The sequence below is a fragment of the Sphingomonas sp. genome (assembly GCF_032114135.1).
In the GTDB taxonomy this organism is placed as follows: Bacteria; Pseudomonadota; Alphaproteobacteria; order Sphingomonadales; family Sphingomonadaceae; genus Sphingomonas.
Genome location: NZ_DAMCTA010000002.1, coordinates 84,466 through 103,838 on the forward strand (window position 1 = coordinate 84,466; position 19,373 = coordinate 103,838).

21 protein-coding genes are annotated in these 19,373 nt (G+C 67.3%); 8 read left to right on the forward strand and 13 right to left on the reverse strand.

Annotated elements, in window-relative coordinates:
- Positions 1–43: 43 nt before the first annotated feature.
- A complete protein-coding gene (ruvC, locus tag RT655_RS12415) occupies positions 44–535 on the forward strand; it encodes a crossover junction endodeoxyribonuclease RuvC (RefSeq protein WP_313537121.1) in 492 nt (163 codons plus the stop codon).
- A 199-nt stretch (positions 536–734) separates the two neighbouring features.
- On the opposite strand, the gene sdhA is transcribed toward ruvC, so the two are convergent.
- The 3 genes from sdhA to sdhC are packed head-to-tail and all read right to left on the reverse strand — an operon-like array spanning position 735 to position 3,344.
- A complete protein-coding gene (gene sdhA / locus RT655_RS12420; RefSeq protein WP_313537124.1) occupies positions 735–2,537 on the reverse strand; it encodes a succinate dehydrogenase flavoprotein subunit in 1,803 nt (600 codons plus the stop codon).
- Positions 2,537–2,929: a succinate dehydrogenase, hydrophobic membrane anchor protein gene (gene sdhD, locus RT655_RS12425; RefSeq protein ID WP_313537125.1), complete on the reverse strand. Its 393-nt coding sequence runs from the start codon at positions 2,927–2,929 to the stop codon at positions 2,537–2,539. Before sdhD ends, sdhA begins: the two co-directional genes overlap by 1 nt.
- Positions 2,922–3,344 (reverse strand): succinate dehydrogenase, cytochrome b556 subunit, encoded by a 423-nt coding sequence (gene sdhC / locus RT655_RS12430; protein ID WP_313537128.1) that lies wholly within the window; start codon positions 3,342–3,344, stop codon positions 2,922–2,924. Before sdhC ends, sdhD begins: the two co-directional genes overlap by 8 nt.
- A 254-nt stretch (positions 3,345–3,598) precedes the next feature.
- On the opposite strand from sdhC, the gene RT655_RS12435 reads away from it, so the two are divergent.
- Both RT655_RS12435 and RT655_RS12440 read left to right on the forward strand, forming a co-directional pair.
- Positions 3,599–4,924, forward strand: a complete 1,326-nt coding sequence (locus RT655_RS12435; RefSeq protein ID WP_313538467.1) for a methyl-accepting chemotaxis protein — start codon at positions 3,599–3,601, stop codon at positions 4,922–4,924.
- 11 nt (positions 4,925–4,935) lie between these two features.
- Positions 4,936–6,285: a methyl-accepting chemotaxis protein gene (locus RT655_RS12440; RefSeq protein ID WP_313537131.1), complete on the forward strand. Its 1,350-nt coding sequence runs from the start codon at positions 4,936–4,938 to the stop codon at positions 6,283–6,285.
- A gap of 13 nt (positions 6,286–6,298) precedes the next feature.
- Here the strand turns inward: RT655_RS12440 and RT655_RS12445 are convergent, their stop codons facing one another.
- Positions 6,299–6,691 carry a RidA family protein gene (locus RT655_RS12445; protein ID WP_313537134.1) on the reverse strand — a complete coding sequence of 131 codons (393 nt, stop codon included), beginning with the start codon at positions 6,689–6,691 and terminating at the stop codon, positions 6,299–6,301.
- 148 nt (positions 6,692–6,839) lie between these two features.
- On the opposite strand from RT655_RS12445, the gene RT655_RS12450 reads away from it, so the two are divergent.
- From RT655_RS12450 to RT655_RS12465, 4 genes are all read left to right on the forward strand, one after another.
- Complete coding sequence (locus RT655_RS12450) at positions 6,840–7,436, forward strand: TetR/AcrR family transcriptional regulator (RefSeq protein ID WP_313537137.1); 597 nt, start codon at positions 6,840–6,842, stop codon at positions 7,434–7,436.
- A gap of 69 nt (positions 7,437–7,505) precedes the next feature.
- Positions 7,506–8,195, forward strand: a complete 690-nt coding sequence (locus RT655_RS12455; RefSeq protein WP_313537139.1) for a DUF2490 domain-containing protein — start codon at positions 7,506–7,508, stop codon at positions 8,193–8,195.
- A gap of 51 nt (positions 8,196–8,246) precedes the next feature.
- On the forward strand, positions 8,247–8,951 hold the full coding sequence (locus RT655_RS12460; protein ID WP_313537142.1) for an SDR family oxidoreductase: 705 nt from the start codon (positions 8,247–8,249) through the stop codon (positions 8,949–8,951).
- Positions 8,941–9,882, forward strand: coding sequence for a 50S ribosomal protein L11 methyltransferase (locus tag RT655_RS12465; protein WP_313537145.1), 942 nt, complete (start codon positions 8,941–8,943; stop codon positions 9,880–9,882). Before RT655_RS12460 ends, RT655_RS12465 begins: the two co-directional genes overlap by 11 nt.
- Positions 9,883–10,114: 232 nt before the next feature.
- Here RT655_RS12465 and RT655_RS12470 read toward each other — a convergent pair whose 3' ends face one another.
- The 8 genes from RT655_RS12470 to RT655_RS12505 all read right to left on the reverse strand — a co-directional run bounded on the left by RT655_RS12470 (position 10,115) and on the right by RT655_RS12505 (position 15,940).
- Entirely contained in the window at positions 10,115–10,798 is a 684-nt protein-coding gene (locus RT655_RS12470) for an HAD hydrolase-like protein (protein ID WP_313537147.1), read from the reverse strand.
- Positions 10,773–11,744 (reverse strand): cation diffusion facilitator family transporter, encoded by a 972-nt coding sequence (locus RT655_RS12475; RefSeq protein WP_313537150.1) that lies wholly within the window; start codon positions 11,742–11,744, stop codon positions 10,773–10,775. Before RT655_RS12475 ends, RT655_RS12470 begins: the two co-directional genes overlap by 26 nt.
- Positions 11,745–11,832: 88 nt before the next feature.
- Complete coding sequence (locus RT655_RS12480; RefSeq protein WP_313537153.1) at positions 11,833–12,327, reverse strand: EF-hand domain-containing protein; 495 nt, start codon at positions 12,325–12,327, stop codon at positions 11,833–11,835.
- 10 nt (positions 12,328–12,337) lie between these two features.
- Positions 12,338–13,369 carry a tRNA preQ1(34) S-adenosylmethionine ribosyltransferase-isomerase QueA gene (gene queA / locus RT655_RS12485; RefSeq protein ID WP_313537155.1) on the reverse strand — a complete coding sequence of 344 codons (1,032 nt, stop codon included), beginning with the start codon at positions 13,367–13,369 and terminating at the stop codon, positions 12,338–12,340.
- Between the two features lie 13 nt (positions 13,370–13,382).
- Positions 13,383–14,165, reverse strand: a complete 783-nt coding sequence (locus tag RT655_RS12490) for a peptidylprolyl isomerase (RefSeq protein WP_313537157.1) — start codon at positions 14,163–14,165, stop codon at positions 13,383–13,385.
- An 85-nt stretch (positions 14,166–14,250) separates the two neighbouring features.
- Positions 14,251–14,760, reverse strand: coding sequence for a pantetheine-phosphate adenylyltransferase (coaD, locus tag RT655_RS12495; RefSeq protein ID WP_313537160.1), 510 nt, complete (start codon positions 14,758–14,760; stop codon positions 14,251–14,253).
- 22 nt (positions 14,761–14,782) lie between these two features.
- Positions 14,783–15,691, reverse strand: coding sequence for a farnesyl diphosphate synthase (locus tag RT655_RS12500; protein ID WP_313537162.1), 909 nt, complete (start codon positions 15,689–15,691; stop codon positions 14,783–14,785).
- A 3-nt stretch (positions 15,692–15,694) separates the two neighbouring features.
- Positions 15,695–15,940 (reverse strand): exodeoxyribonuclease VII small subunit, encoded by a 246-nt coding sequence (locus tag RT655_RS12505; RefSeq protein WP_010544449.1) that lies wholly within the window; start codon positions 15,938–15,940, stop codon positions 15,695–15,697.
- A gap of 148 nt (positions 15,941–16,088) precedes the next feature.
- Here RT655_RS12505 and RT655_RS12510 point away from each other — a divergent pair, with 148 nt between their 5' ends.
- Entirely contained in the window at positions 16,089–17,471 is a 1,383-nt protein-coding gene (locus RT655_RS12510; RefSeq protein ID WP_313537165.1) for an NAD-dependent succinate-semialdehyde dehydrogenase, read from the forward strand.
- Positions 17,472–17,604: 133 nt separating this feature from the next.
- Here RT655_RS12510 and RT655_RS12515 read toward each other — a convergent pair whose 3' ends face one another.
- Entirely contained in the window at positions 17,605–19,284 is a 1,680-nt protein-coding gene (locus RT655_RS12515) for a long-chain fatty acid--CoA ligase (protein WP_313537167.1), read from the reverse strand.
- Positions 19,285–19,373 lie beyond the last annotated feature (89 nt).

Here is a 19,373-nt window from a genome sequence, read left to right on the forward strand (position 1 = left end):
ATCAGCCTTCGGCTGGTCCCCCTCCCCGTGCCGGGGAGGATCTGTGATCATTCTCGGTCTCGATCCCGGCCTGGGGACCACCGGCTGGGGGCTTATTCGCGCCGAGGGGAATCGCATCAGCCATCTTGGCCACGGCAAGCTGGTGACCGATACCAAGGCGACCCTGCCCCGCCGTCTCGCCCATCTCGATGCAATGCTCGCCGCGCTGATCACCGATCATGCGCCCGAGGCGGCGGCGGTCGAGGAAGTGTTTGTCAATTCCAATGCGCAGTCCACGCTCAAGCTCGGCCAGGCGCGCGGGGTGGTGCTGTGCGCCGCCGCGCGGGTGGGGATCGATGTCGGGGAATATAAGCCGAGCACGGTGAAGAAATCCGTCGTCGGCGTCGGCAATGCCGACAAGGAGCAGGTCCATGCGATGGTCTCGCGGCTGCTGCCCGGGGTGAAGATCGTCGGCGCCGATGCCGCCGACGCGCTCGCGGTGGCGATCTGCCATGCGCATCATCTGGCGAGCGCGCGGTTCGGGGTGCTGCGGTAGTTCTGGGCTGACCTCAGTCACCCTCACCCTCCCACTGCCTTCGGCGGCGGGTCCCCTCCCTCTCCCGCAGGCGGGAGAGGGAGGGAGGCGCGTAGCGCCGGAAGGGTGAGGGTGAGTGGGGGCCACGCACCCCAGCCCCAAACAAAAAGGCCGGAGCGTCGCCGCCCCGGCCTCTTCTAGAAACCATCCGCCGCGCGGATCAGTACACCCGCTTCTTCGGCTTGATATACTCGATCGCGTCGGTGAGCGTGTAGTCGTGCACCGGGCGATAGTCGATCGCGGTGGTGCCGCCCTTGCCGCCCCAGCCATCGAACGTCGCGATGGTGTGCTTCATCCAGCCGGCGTCGTCGCGCTCGGGGAAGTCCTCGTGCATATGGGCGCCGCGGCTTTCCTTGCGGTTGATCGCGCTGCGGATCGTCACCATCGCCTGGCCGAGCAGATTGTCCAGCTCCAGCGTCTCGACGAGATCGGTGTTCCACACCAGCGAGCGATCGCTGACGTGCACGTCCTGCATGCCGGCATAGACCTGGTCCATGTGTGCCACGCCCTCGGCCATCAGCTCCTCGGTGCGGAACACGGCGCAGTGACGCTGCATCGTCTTCTGCATGTCGGCGCGCAGCTGCGCGGTGCGGGTACCGCCATTGGCATTGCGGAAGTGATCGAGGCGGCCCAGCGCCATCGCTTCCGAATCCTTCGGCAGCGGGTGGTGCGGGGTGTTCGGCTTGAGGATGTCGACGATCCGCTTGCCGGTCGCGCGGCCAAAAACCACGAGATCGATCAGCGAGTTGGAGCCGAGGCGGTTGGCGCCGTGCACCGACACGCACGCCGCTTCGCCGACCGCGAACAGGCCGGGGACAACCGAGTCCGGGTTGCCGTCGTGCAGGCGCACGACTTCGCCGTGATAGTTGGTCGGAATGCCGCCCATGTTGTAATGGACGGTCGGTACCACCGGCAGCGGCTGGCGGGTGAGGTCGACACCGGCGAAGACCTTGCCGGTTTCGGTGATGCCGGGCAGACGCTCGTGCAGGATCTTCGGGTCGATATGGTTCAGGTGAAGGTAGATATGGTCCTTCTCCTTGCCGACGCCGCGGCCCTCGCGGATCTCCATCGCCATCGAGCGCGACACGACGTCGCGGCTGGCGAGATCCTTGGCGGACGGGGCGTAGCGCTCCATGAAGCGCTCACCCTCGGAGTTGGTGAGATAGCCGCCTTCGCCGCGCGCACCCTCGGTGATCAGCACGCCCGCGCCGTAGATGCCGGTCGGGTGGAACTGGACGAACTCCATGTCCTGCAGCGGCAGGCCGGCGCGGAGCACCATCGCGTTGCCGTCGCCGGTGCAGGTGTGCGCCGAGGTGGCCGACTGGTACACGCGGCCATAGCCGCCGGTCGCCAGCACCACGGCATGGCTGCGGAAGCGGTGGATCGAGCCGTCGTCCATGCACAGCGCGATCACGCCGCGGCACTCGCCGTCTTCCATGATCAGGTCGAGCGCGAAATATTCGATGAAGAAGTCCGCGTCGTACTTCAGGCTCTGCTGGTACAGCGTGTGCAGCATCGCATGACCGGTACGATCCGCCGCGGCGCAGGTACGCTGCGCGGGCGGGCCTTCGCCCATGTTCTGCATCATGCCGCCGAACGGGCGCTGGTAGATCTTGCCCTCGTCGGTGCGGCTGAACGGCATGCCGGCATGTTCGAGCTCGTACACCGCGGCCGGGGCCTCGCGGGTGAGATACTCGATCGCGTCCTGGTCGCCGAGCCAGTCGGAGCCCTTGACGGTGTCGTACATGTGCCAGGTCCAGTGGTCCGGACCCATGTTGCCGAGGCTGGCGGCGATGCCGCCCTGCGCCGCCACGGTGTGGCTGCGCGTCGGGAACACCTTGGTGATGCAGGCGGTCTTGAGGCCCGACTGCGCCACTTCCATCACTGCGCGGAGGCCCGAGCCACCCGCGCCGACGACGACGGTGTCATAGATATGGTCGATGATCTTGTAGGCGGCGGGCATCAGGCGGCCACTCCAACGGAGGTGAAGGCGATCTTCAGGATCGAGAAGATCGCGAGCACGCGGACGGTGATCGTGAAATATTCGAGCAGGACGATCAGCACGAAGCGCGTCTCGTTGTGCTGATAGTCCTCGATCACGACCTGCAGGCCGTGACGGAAGTGGAAGGTGACGCTGAGCACCAGAAGGATCAGCGGCACGGCGACCAGCGGCTGCGCGATCCACCCCTGCATCGTCGCATAGTCATAGGCGGGGAGCAGGGCGATCGAGACGATCAGCCACAGCACCAGCAGCAGGTTGGAACCCGCCGAGACCTTGTGCTTCCACCATTCGCCCGCGCCTTCATGCGCCGAGCCGAGGCCGCGGACGCGACCGAGCTGGGTTCCGTTACCCATTCGCCTTCTCCAGAAGCACGACCCAGAAGATCGCGGTGGCGAGGATGCTGACCGCGAAGGTGGCGAGCGCGCTGCGCTTGTTGCTCCGCAGCTCGAAATTCGCGCCGGCGTCGAGGAACAGGTGGCGTACGCCCGAAGCCATGTGCTGGAAGAAGGACAGGCTCATCCCGATCCCGACGATATAGCCGAGGATGTTGAGCTTGCCGTTCGACAGCGTGAACACGTCCAGGAAGGTCGCATAGGCATCGGGGCCATAGGCGAGCGCGACCAGCCACCAGACGAACAGCCCGGTGCCCACGGTCGCCATGCCGGAGCCGGTGGCGCGGTGGAGAATAGAGACCGCCATGTGCGGCCCCCAGGTATAGATGCCGATATGCGGCGACAGCGGTCGTGCCGTGTTGCGGACGTTGGCCAACGATAAATCCTTTCGGTCGACGCGGGCTTCCTTAATCCCGCCAGACGAGGATGCAAGACGGATTGCCCTTAGGTTCAGCCGAGCAGTGGGCGCAAGATGGTGCGAATCCGCTGTCGCATGCCCGCTCCTAACCGGCTCTTAACCACTGAAGCGACATAGCTTGGCCGGATGCGGCCGAAGCCCGGCCGCCGACCGGGGATGTGACGTAGGTGAGCGATTCGGTTTCCACCCAGGCGCTGGCTGCGGCCGGCACGATGAGCGCGCGGATCGACGTGGCGGCGCGGCTGCACGTCTTTGATTTCGAAGGCTCGTTGCAGAAATCGAGTCGCGAATGCTGGGACGTGCTCGAACCGGAGATCGAGGCGGTCTCCGCCGCCTATTGGCACCAATGGGTGCGCTGCTTCCCCGAGGAACGCGACTGGGCACCGTCGGACACCGCCAAGATGATCGACGTCGGCGTGGTATTCCTGCGCAGCCGCTTTCTGGAGACCACCACCAAGAGCTGGATCGAATCGATCGAGCGCTCGGTCGCCGCTGCGTATGAGAAGGGCGTGCCGCCGATGGCGCTGCTGTCGATGATCAGCGCGAGCGACCGCGCGGCGCTGGAAGTACTGATCCGCCGTATCGGCGGCGCGGAGCCGCGCCTGCCGGTGCTGGTCGACACGCTGATGCGGCTCTCGGCGCTCGAGGCGGACATCACCGTCGAAATCTACAACATGTACCGTGAGCACAGCGCCCAGGTCGCGCGGGACCGGCTGGCGACCGACTTCCATAGCTCGATCGGGGCGACCGTCGAGCAGGCGTCGCGCGGCGGTGAGGAACTGCGGGGCCAGGCGATCCACACTTCGGCTTCGGCGCGCGGCATGCTCGGCAAGGCGAGCGAAGTCGCGGCGGCGGCCGAGCAGTCGGCGGTGGCGATGCGCGAGGCGGCGATGACCGCGGCGGGCCTGATCCGCGCGATCGAGGACGCGCGTACCGAGGTCGAGGCGGCGGCGGCGATCGCCACCCGTGCCTCCGGGCAGGCGAGCGATGCGGTGGGGATGAGCGAGATGCTGTCCGACCATGCCAAGTCGATCGAATCGATCCTCGGCCTGATTCGCGACATTGCCGGGCAGACCAACCTGCTCGCGCTGAATGCGACCATCGAGGCGGCACGGGCCGGCGATGCCGGGCGCGGCTTCGCGGTGGTGGCGCAGGAAGTGAAGAGCCTCGCCAGCCAGACGGCACGCGCCACCGACGACATCGCCGCCAAGATCGCGGCGATCCAGTCGGCGACGCGCTCGACGGTGGAAACCAACGCCTCGATCCGCGCCACCGTCTCCGAAGTGCAGGAAAGCGCCAACCGCATTCGCAGCGCGATGGAAGTGCAGGCGCAGACGGTCACCGCGATCACCGCGGCAGTCGACGAGACCGCGCTGGCGGCGGATTCGATGTCGGCGACAATCAGCGCGATCCGCGCCGATACCGAGGCGGTCGCCTCCGAGATCGATCGGGTCGGCCAGGGATTTGCGGCGCTCGACGAACAACTCGGCGCGTTGAAGGGCAGCGCCGGCGATTTCGTCGCCAAGGTCGCGGCGTGATGGGGTCTGCCATGAACCGCAGACCGGGACAGTGGAGCGGCAGCGCGCGCTCGCTGAGCGAGCACCGCCAGGACTATGACTGGGACCAATCGCTGCTCGGCAGCTGTGCCGAGATCGCGATACTCCTCGACGATCAGCACGAGGCGATCTCGCGCCGCTGTCAGCAGCATCTTCTGCGCAACCGCATGAGCAGCCAGATGCGTTCCGAGATCGATACCGAGGCGCATGTCGTGGAAGGCGCGCGCTACGACCGGACAAAATTCGAGCAGCCGTTCAGCGAGGAATGGGCGCAGATGGTCTGCGACTATGCCGCACGTACCTATCTGATGGGTGTGCCGCTGCCGGTGCTGATTTCGCACTTCGCCTTTGCCCATAGCCAGACGCTCGACGTGCTGCGGCAGAAGGTTGATGGCGATCTGGATCGCTATGCGCGGCTGAGCGATGCGGTGCAGCGGCTGGCGATGGCCGAGGTGGATCTGATGGCGGCGCATCTCGGCGCGCGCGACGCCGCGTCGGTCCATGACGAACGCCGCGCCCGCTCGGACCAGTTCCGTGCGAGCATCGCCGAATCGATCGAAGGCGCGACGATGCTGGGCAATCGCATCCGGGTGCAGGCGCAGGGCGCCTCCAGCGCGGCGCGCGGCATGCTGGGCAAGGCTAGCGAAGTCGCGGCGGCGGCCGAGCAGTCGGCCGTGGCGATGCGCGAGGCGGCGATGACCGCGGCGGGCCTGATCCGCGCGATCGAGGATGCGCGCACCGAAGTGGAGGCGGCGGCTGGCATCGCCACGCGCGCTTCCGGCCAGGCGAGCGAGGCGGTGGGGATGAGCGAGATGCTCTCCGAGCACGCCAAGTCGATCGAATCGATCCTCGGCCTGATCCGCGACATTGCCGGGCAGACCAACCTGCTGGCGCTCAACGCGACGATCGAGGCGGCGCGGGCAGGGGACGCCGGGCGGGGCTTTGCGGTGGTGGCGCAGGAAGTGAAGAGCCTCGCCAGCCAGACCGCCCGCGCCACCGACGACATCGCCGCCAAGATCGCCGCGATCCAATCGGCGACGCGCTCTACGGTGGAGACCAACGCTTCGATACGCGCGACCGTCTCCGAAGTGCAGGACAGCGCCAACCGCATCCGCACCGCGATGGAAGTCCAGGCGCAGACGGTGACCGCGATCACCGCGGCGGTGGACGAAACCGCGCTGGCGGCGGACTCCATGTCCGCGACGATTGGTGCGATCCGCGAGGACACCAAGAGCGTCACCAGCGAGATCGACACGCTCCAGCACGACGTGACGGAGGTCGACGACCGGCTGAACCAGTTGCGCGCGGCGGCGGACGAGTTCTCGACGGCGGTGGCGGCCTGAACCCTGCGCGGGATCAGGCCGCGGGGATGCGCGCGACGACCTTGATCTCGAAGTCGAACCCGGCGAGCCAGGTGACGCCCAGCGCGGTCCAGCTGGGGTAGGGGGCCTGTGGGAAGGCATCGGCCTTGCACGCCATGATCGTCGGGAATTGCGTTTCCGGATCGGTGTGGAAGGTCATCACATCGACGACGTCGTCGAAGCTGCACCCTGCCGCGGCCAGCACCGCTTCCAGGTTGCAAAACGCCTGCCGAACCTGATTCTCGAAACCCGGCACCGGCTCGCCATCGAGGCCGCTGCCGACCTGTCCCGAGACGAAGAGAAGATCCCCGCTCCGGATCGCGGGCGAATAACCATGCTTGTCGTACAGGTCATGGCGGCTTTCGAGGTGGACGGCGTCGCGGGGCATGGGCGGTTCCTTTGCGGCGATGAGCCCTGCGGGGCAGCAGGGCTTCCGGTAACGCACACCGAGTTATATACGGTGCGTATGTGGATTAATAACATACGCTTCGTATGTCAACTCAAATACGAACCGTATGTGAATTGGAGCGACGATCATGCCTCCCGTTAAACGTGCGCAGACCATGGCGGAGAACCGCGCGAGGCTCCTGGCCGCCGCACGCCACGCCTTTGCCACGCAAGGCTTCGCGGATGCGTCGATGGACGAACTGACTGCCGCTGCCGGGCTGACGCGCGGCGCGCTCTATCACCATTTCGGCGACAAGAAGGGGCTGCTCGCTGCCGTCGTGGCGCAGATCGACGACGAGATGGCGGCGCGCGCGCGGGAAGCGGCGCGGGGCCAGCCGGACGAGTGGGGGGCGCTCATCATCGAAGGCACCGCTTATATCGAGATGGCGCTCGATCCGGAGATCCGCCGCATCGTGCTGCTCGATGGTCCCGCCTTTCTCGGGGACCCCTCGCAGTGGCCGAGTCAGAATGCCTGCCTGGACCTCACGCAGCAAAGCCTTGCGCGGCTCGCATCGGAGGGACTGCTCAAGCCGGTTGATGTCGAGGCGGCGGCGCGGCTGCTGAACGGCGCGGCGTTGAATGCGGCGCTGTGGGTCGCGGCGAGCGACACGCCAGCGGCGACGCTGCCCAAGGCGATCGCGGCGTTCAAGGCAATGGCCGCCGGGTTGCTGGCCGAGGCTGGTTAGCGCACGAATCGCCGCAGGCGGCGGCGTGGGGCTTGATTGCCGATCATCGCCCATGCCATCGCCGATTGGATGTCCCGTACCTTTCTCTGTGCCGCGCTTCTGTTGCTCGCTGGTGTCGCTCCTGCTTGTGCGCAACAGGAAGATCGGCAGGCCTGGGAGCAGCTCAACGTCATCGTACCGATGACCAAGCAGGTACGCGTGACGCTGGAGCAGATCGCGCGCACCAGCGATCGTCAGGACGGCATCTACACCACCGAATATGGCGCGCTGCTCGGTTGGCAGATCGCCAAGGGTGTCGAATTCGGCGTTGGCTATCGCCGGGTCGGCTTTCACAGCGCCAATCTCGCGCCCGACGAGGACCGCGTTCGCCAGCAGATCGTGTTCAACCGCGGGCGTCTCGCCGGCCGCTTCCGGATCGACGAGCGGTTCAGCACCGTCGGCAGCGGCATCGGCGTGCGGATCCGGCCGCTGCTGCGCTACAACCTCCCGCTCGGGCGGCCGCGGCTGGCGCTGTTTGCCAGCCATGAGAGCTTCCTGCTGCCCAACAGCACCAGCTGGGGCCAGCGTGCGGGCTATGAGCGGATGCGCAACCTGCTCGGCGTCGCGGTGCCGCTGGGCAAGGCGCTGAATGCCGATATCGGCTATCTCAACCAGTATCGCTTCGGGCGCGCCGGTGCGCGGCCGCAGATGGACCACGCGCTCAGCGTCCAACTGACGGTCAATCTGGGCGCGCTGGGTGTGGCGGTGCTGCACGACTGAGGCCTGCGTGCCGGGGTGACGCGTCCACTTGCCCGCGCTAGGGCAGGCGCCATGAAAACCCATATCCTCCTCACCGGCAGCAGCCGGGGCATTGGCGCGGCGACGGCGGCGCTGCTCGGCGACGACGCGCGCGTGGCCCTTGTCGGCCAGGGCACCCGCAGCGGCATTCCCGCCGACTTCACCGATCCCGCCGCGCCCCAGCAACTCTGGCAGCAGGCGCTCGATGCGCTGGACGGCCGGATCGACGTGCTGATCAACAACGCCGGCATCTTCGAGGCGAATCCGCTCGACGCGGCCCATGACGACTGGGTCGAGGGCTGGGAGCGCACGATGCGCGTCAACCTCACCGCCTCGGCCGAATTGTGCCGGCTGGCGGTGCGCCACTGGCAGGACCGCAAGAGCGGCGGCCGGATCGTCAACGTCGCCAGCCGCGCCGCCTATCGCGGCGACAGCCCGGCGCACTGGCATTATGCCGCCTCAAAGGCAGGCATGGTCGGCATGACCAAGTCGATCGCGCGCGGCTATGCGGGGGAGGGCATCCTCGCCTTCGCGATCTGCCCGGGCTTTACCATGACCGGCATGGCCGAGGACTATCTGGCCAGCCGCGGCGGCGACAAGCTGCTGGCGGACATTCCGCTGGGCCGCGTCGCAAGTCCGGAAGAGATTGCCGCCATCGCCAAATTCTGCGCGCTGGATGCGCCCCCTTCGATGACTGGCGCGGTGCTCGATGCCAATGGAGCCAGCTATGTCCGCTGAGATCGACAGCTGGAAGGTCAGCCTGCCCTGCACCCGCGCCGAGGCCGAGGCGATCGACGCGGGCACGATCGAGATCGACGCGGTGCTGATGACCACCGAGACGGTGGAGGACGATGTCGAGCACTGGCGGCTCGATGCCTATATGGAGCACGAGCCCGATGCGGCGATGCTCGCGACGCTGAAGGCGCTGGTGCCGAGCGCGGCGGGCACCGAACCCGAGGTCGAGGCGCTGACCGCGCAGGACTGGGTGACGCTCAGCCAGGAAGGGCTGGAGCCGATTCGCGAGGGGCGCTTCGTCGTCCACACCAGCGCGCATCCGGTCGAGGCGCCAGAGGGCGGCCGTGCGTTCCTGATCGACGCGGGCCGCGCCTTCGGCACCGGGCACCATGCGACGACCTCGGGCTGCCTGGCGATGCTCGACGGGCTTTCGGACCGGCAGTTCGCGAACATCATCGATGTGGGGACCGGCACGGGCCTGCTGGCGTTCGCCGGCGCTCATCTCTGGCCTGAGGCCAAGGTCATGGCGACGGATATCGACCCCGCTGCGGTCGACGTGACGCGCGAGAATGCGGTGGCCAACGGCATCGAGGACGTCGATCTGATCGTGGCGGACGGCGCCCTGTCCGATGCGATCACCGCCAAGGCACCCTACGACCTCGTCATCGCCAACATCCTGGCGGGGCCGCTGGTCTCGATGGCGCCCGAACTCGCCGCCATCGCCGCCCCGAACGCGACGATCGTGCTGGCCGGGCTGCTCGAGACACAGCGCGCGCAAGTGGTGGAAGCGTTCGAGGCGTGCGGCTGCACGCTGGAGGCGATCGACCGCCGCGGCGACTGGACGATCCTGCGGCTTGCCGCCGGAGCGACGCGCTACGTGCCGGTCACTCCGCCCGACCCCAAGGGTCGCGACGGCTGGGCGCTGGATATCTGAGACTCGGCGACGTCATGCCTCACGGCCAAGGAAGAGGTTCCGCGTAGGGGATTGGGGCGCGGGTCCCTCAAAAACCATCGTCCTTCCCGCGCGGGCGGGGATCCAATCGCCTGTGCGCTGGTAGAAAGCGCCGCGGCATCAGCGCCAATGGATCCCCGTCTTTGCGGGAATGACGGAGTAGGTGGCGCAATGCGATCACTCTGCCTCGGTGGCGGAGGAACCGGTCGCCCCCTCAGCCTCGATGCTGGCTGACGTAGCGTACGATGTCCTCCGGCGTGCGGAACACGGCGTCGGGGGACATGCCGGTCAGCAGATCCTCGGCGGCATAGCCCCACAACACCGAGCCCGCCCGCATGCCGACCTCGCGCGCGGCATCGACGTCGCGCGTCTCGTCGCCGATCGCCAGCGCCGCGTCCGGGGCCACGCCCATCTTGCGCAGCACGCGGCGGAACTTGGGCGCCTTGCCGAACAGCGAGGAGCCGCAGGCAAAATAATCGATCTTGGCGGCGTGGCGCGGGCCCAGGATCTTGCGGGCATTCTCCTCCGAATTGGAGGTGACCAGCGCGAGCTTCACGCCGCTTTCGACGAGTCGCTCCAGCAGATTGGGCGTGCCCGGGAACAGCTCGATCCGGTGCGCCTCGCGGCTGACCAGCTTGCGGACATAGCGTGCGATCCACGGCATCTTCCAGCGCGCGATGCCGAGAAAGTCGATCACTTCGCGCGAGCTCTTGCGGCGAAGCATTTCCACCTCGTCCGGCGCGATCTTGCGGAAGCGGAACCGCTCGGCAAGGTCGTTGGCAACCGAGACGAACCAGTCGCCGCTGTCGGAGAGCGTGCCGTCGAAATCGAAGATGACGAGGTCCAGCGGGCGGGCCGCTATGGCACTCGTCTTAACCATGTCCGCTACCAGGTCCATGCATCCGGCACTCCGCCCCGTTGCCCAACTCTATCTGTACCGTACTGTGCTCGATCCGGAAATCATGCACGAGCCGGTGCTGAAGATTAATCAGAAATGCGTCACCTGGATGACCATCGGGGATAACGAGATGCGCGGTGAGCGCCGTTTCGGTGGTACTCATCGGCCAGACATGGAGATCGTGGACGCGGGTGACGCCCGGCTGGGCGAGCAGCGCCTGCTCCACCGCCTCCAGGTCGATGCGATCGGGCACCGCCTGCAGCGCCATGGTGAGCGATTCGCGCAGCAGCCCCCAGGTGCCGACCAAAATCACCACGACGACGACGAGGCTGATCGCCGGATCGATCCAGCGCAGCCCGGTCCACCAGATCAGCGCGCCGGCGACCACCACTGCGGTGGACACTGCGGCATCGGCCGCCATGTGGAGATAGGCGCCGCGGACGTTGATGTCGTGGTCGCGCCCGCGGGCGAAGAGCAATGCGGTGCCGAGGTTCACGACGATGCCCGCGCCCGCCACCAGCATCACCGGGATCGGCGCCACGGCGGGGGGATCGGTGAAGCGCTGGATCGTCTCGAGCAGGATCGCGCCGACCGCGATCAGCAGCAGCAGCGCGTTGGCGAGTGCGGCGAGGATCGACGAGGCGCCCAGACCATAGGTGAAGCGCGGCGTCGCCGGGCGCTTGCCGAGCTCGGCACCCACCCAGGCGATCAGCAGGCCGAGCACGTCGGAAAGATTGTGGCCGGCATCGGCCAGCAGCGCCATCGAGTTGGTCCACAGCCCCGCGCCGCCCTCGATCACGACGAAGGCGATGTTGAGCGCGGTCCCGATCGCGAAAGCGCGTCCGAAATCGGCGGGCGCGTGGCTGTGGCCATGGCCGAGGCCATGCGAGTGGCCGTGTCCGTGTGAGTGGCCATGGTCATGGCCGTGCGCGTGATTTCCCGACATGTGAGGCGATCCTAGCGGGCGACGTCCATGTGATGCTAGCGCATTGCGGCGAAAGTATTTGGGCAGCCGTGCTCCATACGGCCCCGGATCAGCGGCGCTTACGCTTGCCGTCCATCGGGTTGAACGCGGGCGGGCGAATCGTCACCAGCTCGCTGCGCTCGATCACGCCGTCCTTGTTCTTGTCGAACCGCGCCCAGATCTGCGCGAAGCGGTCCTGGAATTCGGCCCAGCTGACCTTGTTGTCGCCGTCGCGATCGAGCTCGAACGGGCTGGGCAGGGTGTTGCGGTCGCCCATCCAGCGCAGCGACCAGTCCGAATAGGCGATGTACCCGAGGCTGCCGTTGTGGCCGGTATCGGCACTGTCGAAGCTGCGCTTGAGGCCGGCGTCGAACTCGGCGCGGGTGACGCGGGCGTCGCCGTCGCTGTCGAACCCGGCGATCAGCAGCGCGACCGGCTCGGCGATTACCGTCGCCTGGGGCTGCGCGCCGGGCGCGTTGACCGTGATCGCGTCGGGCGCGGGGCGTTGCTGCGCGGCGGCGGGCAGGGCGGCGGTGCAGGCGGCGAGCAGCAGGAGCAGGCGCATCGAAATCCCTTCAGCGGGCGGGGAGCAACAGGCTCGAATCCCCATAGCTGTAGAAGCGATAGCCGGTTTCAATCGCATGGGCATAGGCCGCCTGCATGCGATCCAGCCCCATCAGCGCCGATACCAGCATGAACAGCGTCGAGCGCGGCAGATGGAAGTTGGTCACCAGCCCGTCGACGCCCTTGAAGCGATAGCCCGGCGTGATGAAGATCGCGGTGTCGCCCTCGAAGGGCTGGATCACGCGATGCTCGTCGGCGGCGCTCTCCAGCAGGCGCAGACTGGTCGTGCCCACCGCGATGATGCGGTTGCCCGCGGCGCGCACCGCGTTGAGTCGGTCGGCGACCCCGGGGGTGATGCGGCCCCATTCGGCATGCATCTTGTGGTCGGCGGTGTCCTCGGCCTTGACCGGCAGGAAGGTACCCGCGCCGACATGGAGCGTCAGCGTGGTGTGGCCGATCCCTGCCGCCTCCAGCGACGCCATCAACGCCGAGGTGAAGTGCAGCGCGGCGGTGGGGGCGGCGACGGCACCGGGCTCGGCGGCGAACATCGTCTGATAGTCGTCGGCGTCGCGTTCGTCGGTGGGGCGCTTCGAGGCGATATAGGGCGGCAGCGGCATGCGGCCGCAGCGCTCCAGCAGCAGCTCGACCGGCTCGTCGCCCTGGAAGTCGAGCGCGAAGCTGCCATCCTCGCCGCGATCCGAGGCGATGGCGATCGCATCGGGGCCGAAATCGATCGCATCGCCGTCGCGCAGCCGCTTCGCGTTGCGGATGAACGCCCGCCAGCGGCGCGGCCCCTCGCGCTTGTGCAGGGTCGCGCCGATCTTCGCCTCGCCGCGTGTACCTTCCAGCTGCGCCGGGATCACGCGGGTGTCATTGAACACCAGGCAGTCGCCCGGGCGGAGCTGCCCGGCGAGATCGCGGACGATTGCGGCGCGCGTCTCCGTGCCGTCCAGCACCAGCAGGCGGGCGGAGTCGCGCGGGGCGGCGGGGCGCAGCGCGATCCGTTCGTTCGGCAGTTCAAAATCGAAAAGGTCGACGTTCACGGCTGGCGGTCGATCACTTCTTCTTCGGTGCCGGCTTCTTCGCCGCGGGTGCGGCCTTGGCGGCCGCGGTCGGGCCCACCGGGATCAGCGTCGGGCCGGTCGCTGCCGGAGCGGCGGGCGCCAGCGGCTGATAGGCCGGGGGATTGTCCGATTCGATATAGGCGTGAATGATTTTGGTCGGGTTCTGCGGCGGCTCGCCGCGCTGGATCTTGTCCACCCACTCCATGCCCGAGGTGACGCGGCCGAACACGGTATAGTCGTGGTCGAAGGCGAGCTTGGGCTGCATCATGATGAAGAACTGGCTGTTCGCGCTGTTCTCCGCCTCGGTCTTCTGCTCGGCCGTCGCGTTGTCGGCCGCGCCGCGGCGGGCGGCGGAGACGGTGCCGCGGACGTGGGGCAGCGAGCTGAACTCGGCCGGCACGTTGGGCATGTCGGAGTCGCCGGTGCCGTCGCCCTTGGGATCGCCGCCCTGGGCAATGTTATAGGGATCGTCGACTACGCGGTGGAAGGTCAGGCCGTCATAGAAATGCTTGCGGGTGAGCGTCTTGATCCGCTCGACCATCTTGGGCGCGACATCCGGACGCAGCCGGATCAGCACGCGGCCGCCGGTCGACAGGTCGAGCACCCAGGTGTTCTCCGGGTCGGCGGGAACCAGCACGGCGGGGCGGGTGTTGACGTCGGAGCTGACGCCCTTGAACGGTTCGATGACGGGCTTCGGCTTGCCGCCGCCCTGCGCCAACGCCGGCACGGCAAACAGCGTGGCGGCCATGGCGGCCATCGTGGCTAGGAAACGCATCGAACTTCCCACTCGTTTTCTGGTGAATGCGCGCCTCTACCGCAATCGCCGGGCAGCGCAAAGCCCGGCTGGCATCACGCCGGCGTTAGTTGCTGCCCTTGCGGCCCAGCCGCTCGACCCGAGCGGCGACGTCGGCTTCGACGGCCTCGGTCACGAAGCGGTGGATGGGGCCGCCATAGATGGCGATTTCCTTCACCAGCCGGCTTGCAATCGGCTGGAGCGAGACGTCGGCCATCAGGAAGACCGTCTCGATCCGGTCGTTGATCTGCTGGTTCATGCCGGCCATCTGATATTCGTATTCGAAGTCCGCCACGGCACGCAGCCCACGGACGATCACGCTGGCCCGCTCGCGCTCGGCAAAGTCCATCAGCAGCGAATCGAAGCTGACCACCTCGATCGTGCCGGGCAGCCCTTCCACCTCGCGGCGGACCATGTCCATTCGCTCCTCGACGGTGAACATCGGCGACTTGGACGGATTGGTCGTCACCCCGATCACCAGCCGGTCGACCAGCTTTGCGCCGCGCCGGATGATGTCCATATGGCCGCGGGTGATCGGATCGAAGGTGCCGGGATAGACCCCGATACGGCTGTGCATGCGGTCTCTCCCCCGGGCTCGTTCAGCGGTCGCGTTCGAGCGTGAAGCGCGCCACGTCGCGCAGCAGATCGGCCTCGGGACCGAAGGCGTGGAGATGGGCGATCGCCTGGTCGACCAGCATCCGCGCCTGTTCGCGCGCGCGATCGATGCCCAGCAGCGACAGGAAGGTCTCCTTGCCCGCCGCGCCGTCCTTGCCCAGCTTCTTGCCGACCAGCGCCTCGTCGCCCTCGGCATCGAGGATGTCGTCGACGATCTGGAATGCGAGGCCGATATCGCGGGCATAGCCGCGCAGACCGGTGCGACCCTCGGGCGACACGCGGCCGAGGATCGCCGCGCTTTCTACCGCGCAGGAGATCAGCGCGCCGGTCTTCATCGCCTGAAGCCGGGTGACGGTGGCGAGATCGAAGCTCGCCTTCTCTGCCTCCAGGTCCATCATCTGGCCGCCCGCCATCCCCGAGGGGCCCGAAGCACGTGCCAATTCGCCGATCAGCTCGACGCGGACATAGGGGTCCGGGTGGGTCGCCTCATGGCCGAGAATCTCGAAGGCCAGCGCGTGGAGGCAGTCGCCCGCCAGGATCGCAGTAGCCTCGTCGAACGCCTTGTGCACCGTCGGCTTGCCGCGGCGCATGTCGTCATCGTCCATCGCCGGCAGATCGTCGTGGATCAGCGAATAGACATGGATACATTCGAGCGCAGTCGCGACGCGCGCGGCGCAGGTCTTGTCGACCGCGAAGAGCTGCGCGGTGGCGAACACCAGCAGCGGGCGCAACCGCTTGCCGCCGCCGATCGCGGCGTGGCGCATCGCGCGGTACAGGTCGGCGCGGGGATCATCGGGTACTTCGAGCAGCCGGTCGAACTGGGCGTCGATCTCGGCCGCGACCTGGCGCAGCGCCGATTCGAGCGGAAGCGAGGCATGGGGCACGCTCGCCACGCCTCAGCCGGCTGCGAAGGGGGTGGTGCCGGCGGCGCGGCCGTCGGCATCGGTGCGGATCGCCTCGATCCTTGCCTGCGCCGCATCGAGCCGTGCCGCGCATTGCCGGCGCAGCTGGTCGCCGCGCTCGTAGAGGTCGATCGCCTCCTGCAGCGCCGCTTCGCCGCTCTCCAGCCGGCTCACGATCTTTTCCAGTTCCTTCAGCGCCTCTTCGAAGGAGAGCGCCGTGATATCCGCTTGTTCCGCCATGGTGCCGCTATGCGGCAGGGTGGGGGGCGATGGCAACCGGGCGCGGATCGATTCCTCGCCGAAGCGGACGTTCGAGCGCTCGGTATGATGGTGGCAGGTGGCACCACGCGCCGAGGTCCGCGTTGGGAAGCGCGAAGGAGACTTGCAGATGTTCGAACTCATCAACCCGGCAAACGGCGAGATTGTGAATCGCATCGCCGAGATGGACGATGCCGGGATCGAGGCGGCGCTGGCGCGCGCGGCCGACGGGTACAAGCAGTGGCGCGAAACCTCGATCGAGACGCGCACCGCACTGCTGCGCCAGATTGCCGATGCCTGGGAAGCCAACAAGCAGCACCTTGCTGAACTGGCGGTGCGCGAAATGGGCAAGACGATCACTGCCGGCCTGGCCGAGGTGGAGAAGTGCATCTCGGGCTTCCGCCATTACGCCGAGCACGGCCCCGCCTATCTGGCACCGACCACCGTCCAAACGCCGACCGGCCATGCCGTCGCGCGCTGGCTGCCGCTGGGGCCGGTGCTGGCGGTGATGCCCTGGAATTTCCCCTATTGGCAGGCGGTGCGCTTCCTCGCGCCGACGATCCTCGCCGGCAATGTCGCGCTGCTCAAGCATGCCTCCAGCGTGCAGGGCTGCGCGGCGGCGATGGAGGAGATGGCGCGCAAGGCGGGGGCGCCCGAGGGGCTGTTCCAAAACCTCGCGATCAAATCGAGCAAGGTCGATGCGATCATCGCCGACAAGCGGGTGGTGGCGGTGACGCTCACCGGGTCCGAAGGCGCGGGTGCCAAGGTGGCCGAGGCGGCGGGGCGGGCGCTCAAGAAGGTGGTGCTGGAGCTTGGCGGCTCCGATCCGTTCATCGTGATGCCGTCGGCCGATCTCGACAAGGCGGTGAAGACCGCGGTGACCGCGCGCGTGCAGAATGCCGGGCAAAGCTGCATCTGCTCGAAGCGGATGATCGTCCACGCAGATGTCTACGATGCGTTCCTGGAGAAGTTCGTCGCGGGCATGGAGGCGGTGAAGATCGGCGATCCTATGGACAAGGATACGGTGATGGGGCCGCTTTCTAGCGTCGAGCAGCGCGACACGGTGCTGGAGCAGGTCGAGAAGGCGCAGGCGGCGGGCGCCAAGCTGTTGTCCGGCGGCACCAAGATCGACCGTGCGGGCGCCTGGATGACGCCGGGGGTGCTGGTCGACGTCGATCCGACAAGCGACGTGGCGAAGGAGGAGATCTTCGGGCCGGTCGCGGCGGTCTACAAGGTCGCCGACATCGACGAGGCGATCGCGCTGGCGAACGACGTGCCCTACGGGCTGGGGTCGTCGGTGTGGACGCAGGATGACGCGGAGGTGGAGCGGTTCGCGCGCGACATCGAGGCAGGAATGACGGCGGTGAACGCGCTGCTCGCGTCGGTGCCGGAAGCGCCGTTCGGCGGGGTGAAGCTGTCGGGCCATGGCCGCGAACTCGGCCCCTGGGGGCTGCACGAGTTCATGAACCTGAAGGCGGTGATGTTCGGGGGCGGCAACAAGCCGGGGGATTGAGCAACCCCTCCTTAGCCCCTGCCCTTCAGGGGAGGGGTTGGGGCGGGGCTGTGTCTCACCGAGACCAACAGACGTTCTGGAATCCCTCCACCCCCAACCCCTCCTCCAAGGAGGAGGGGCTAGAGAATGGAAATCACCCCCCGGCCTTCACCTCATTCAGCAAGTCCTTGCGGCTAAGCTTGCCGATCATCGTCTTGGGCAGGCTGTCGCGGATCACGACTTCCTTGACGCGCTCATGCTTGCCGAGCTGCGCGTTAAGCCAGTCGCACATTTCCTTTGCGTCCGCGGTCATGCCCTCGTTGAGCGCGACATAGGCGTGCGGCAGCTCGCCATGATACGGATCGGGCAGCCCCAGCACGAGCGTCTCCTTCACCGCCGGATGGGTATAGAGCACCGCTTCGATCTGGCTGGGGAACACCTTGAACCCGCCGACCGCGATCATGTCCTTCAGCCGGTCGACGATCTGGATATAGCCGTCCTCGTCGATGATGCCGACATCGCCGGTGCGCAGCCAGTGATCGTCGACAAAGGTGCCGACATCCGCCTCGGGCCGGTTCCAATAGCCCTGCATGATCTGCGGGCCCTGAACGACGATCTCGCCCGGCTCGCCTTCCGGGGCGGGCTTGCGCGGATCCTCCTTGTCGACCAGCCGCACCCGGGTGCCGGCGATCGGCTGGCCGATCGTGCCGCTCTTGTTGAGCCCGACATAGGGGTTGGCCGAGACCACGCCCGAGCTTTCCGACAGGCCATAGCCTTCGATGATGTGCGCGCCGGTGATCGACTCCCAGTTGAGCTTGAGCTGCTCGGGCAACGGTGCGCCGCCCGAGATGCAGAAGCGCAGCGAGGCAAAGTCGGAGGGCTTCATCCCCGGCGCGTCGAGCAGCGCCTGGTACATGGTCGGCACGCCCGGCAGCGAGCGCGGCTTGGTGCGGCGCAGCTCGGTGAGCACCTGCTGCGCGTTGAAGCGCGGCAGCATCACGATCTTGCCCCCGGTGATCACCGTGCGGTTGAGCACGCAGGTATTGGCGAACACGTGGAAGAACGGCAGCACGCCGAGCACCGAGTCTTGCGTATGGCCGAGTTCGGGGTCGAGCTCTGCCACCTGACGCGCATTGGCCGACAGATTCTGGTGGGTGAGCACCGCGCCCTTGGGCGTGCCGGTGGTGCCGCCGGTGTACTGAATCAGTGCGACGTCGCGTGCGGGATCGATCTCGGGACGAGCGCAGTCGCCCTTGTTGGCAATCAGCTTGGAGAAGGCGAGGATGCGCGGGTCATGCGGCTTGGCGGTGACTTCGCTGCCGCGGAACAGCTGATAGAGGAGCGACTTGGCGGTGGGCAGCGCGCCCGCGACCGATCCGACGACCAGCCGCTCGAGATCGCTCTTTTCGAGCACCTTCAGCGCGGTGGGGAGGAGGGCGGTGGCCGAAAGGGTGAAGAGCAGCCGGGTGCCCGAATCCGCGACTTGCGCCGCCAGTTCGTCCACCGAATAGAGCGGCGAGAAGTTCACCACCGTCGCGCCGAGCTTGAGGATGCCGTAATAGGCGGCGACGTAATGCGGCGCGTTTGGCAGGAACAGGCCGATCCGGTCGCCGGGGCCATAACCGAGCGCGCGCAGCCCGCAGGCGACGCGGTTGGCGCCGTCCAGCACCTCGCCATAGCTGTAGATGCGACCCATGAAATCGAGAAGCGGCGCGTGCGGGTGGGCGGCCGCGCTCTCCTCGAACAGGTCTACCATGGACCGTAGCGCGTAGCTGCGATCCCACTCTCCTGGATGCCGATAGGCGGTCTTCCAGACCATTTCGGGCTTTGTCATTGACATCAGTGTAAGCAAGCCGGTTTTGCCATGCAAGCGCGGTTTTTACCGTGCACGCAGCAACACCGCGCATCCCGCGCGTTCCGTCG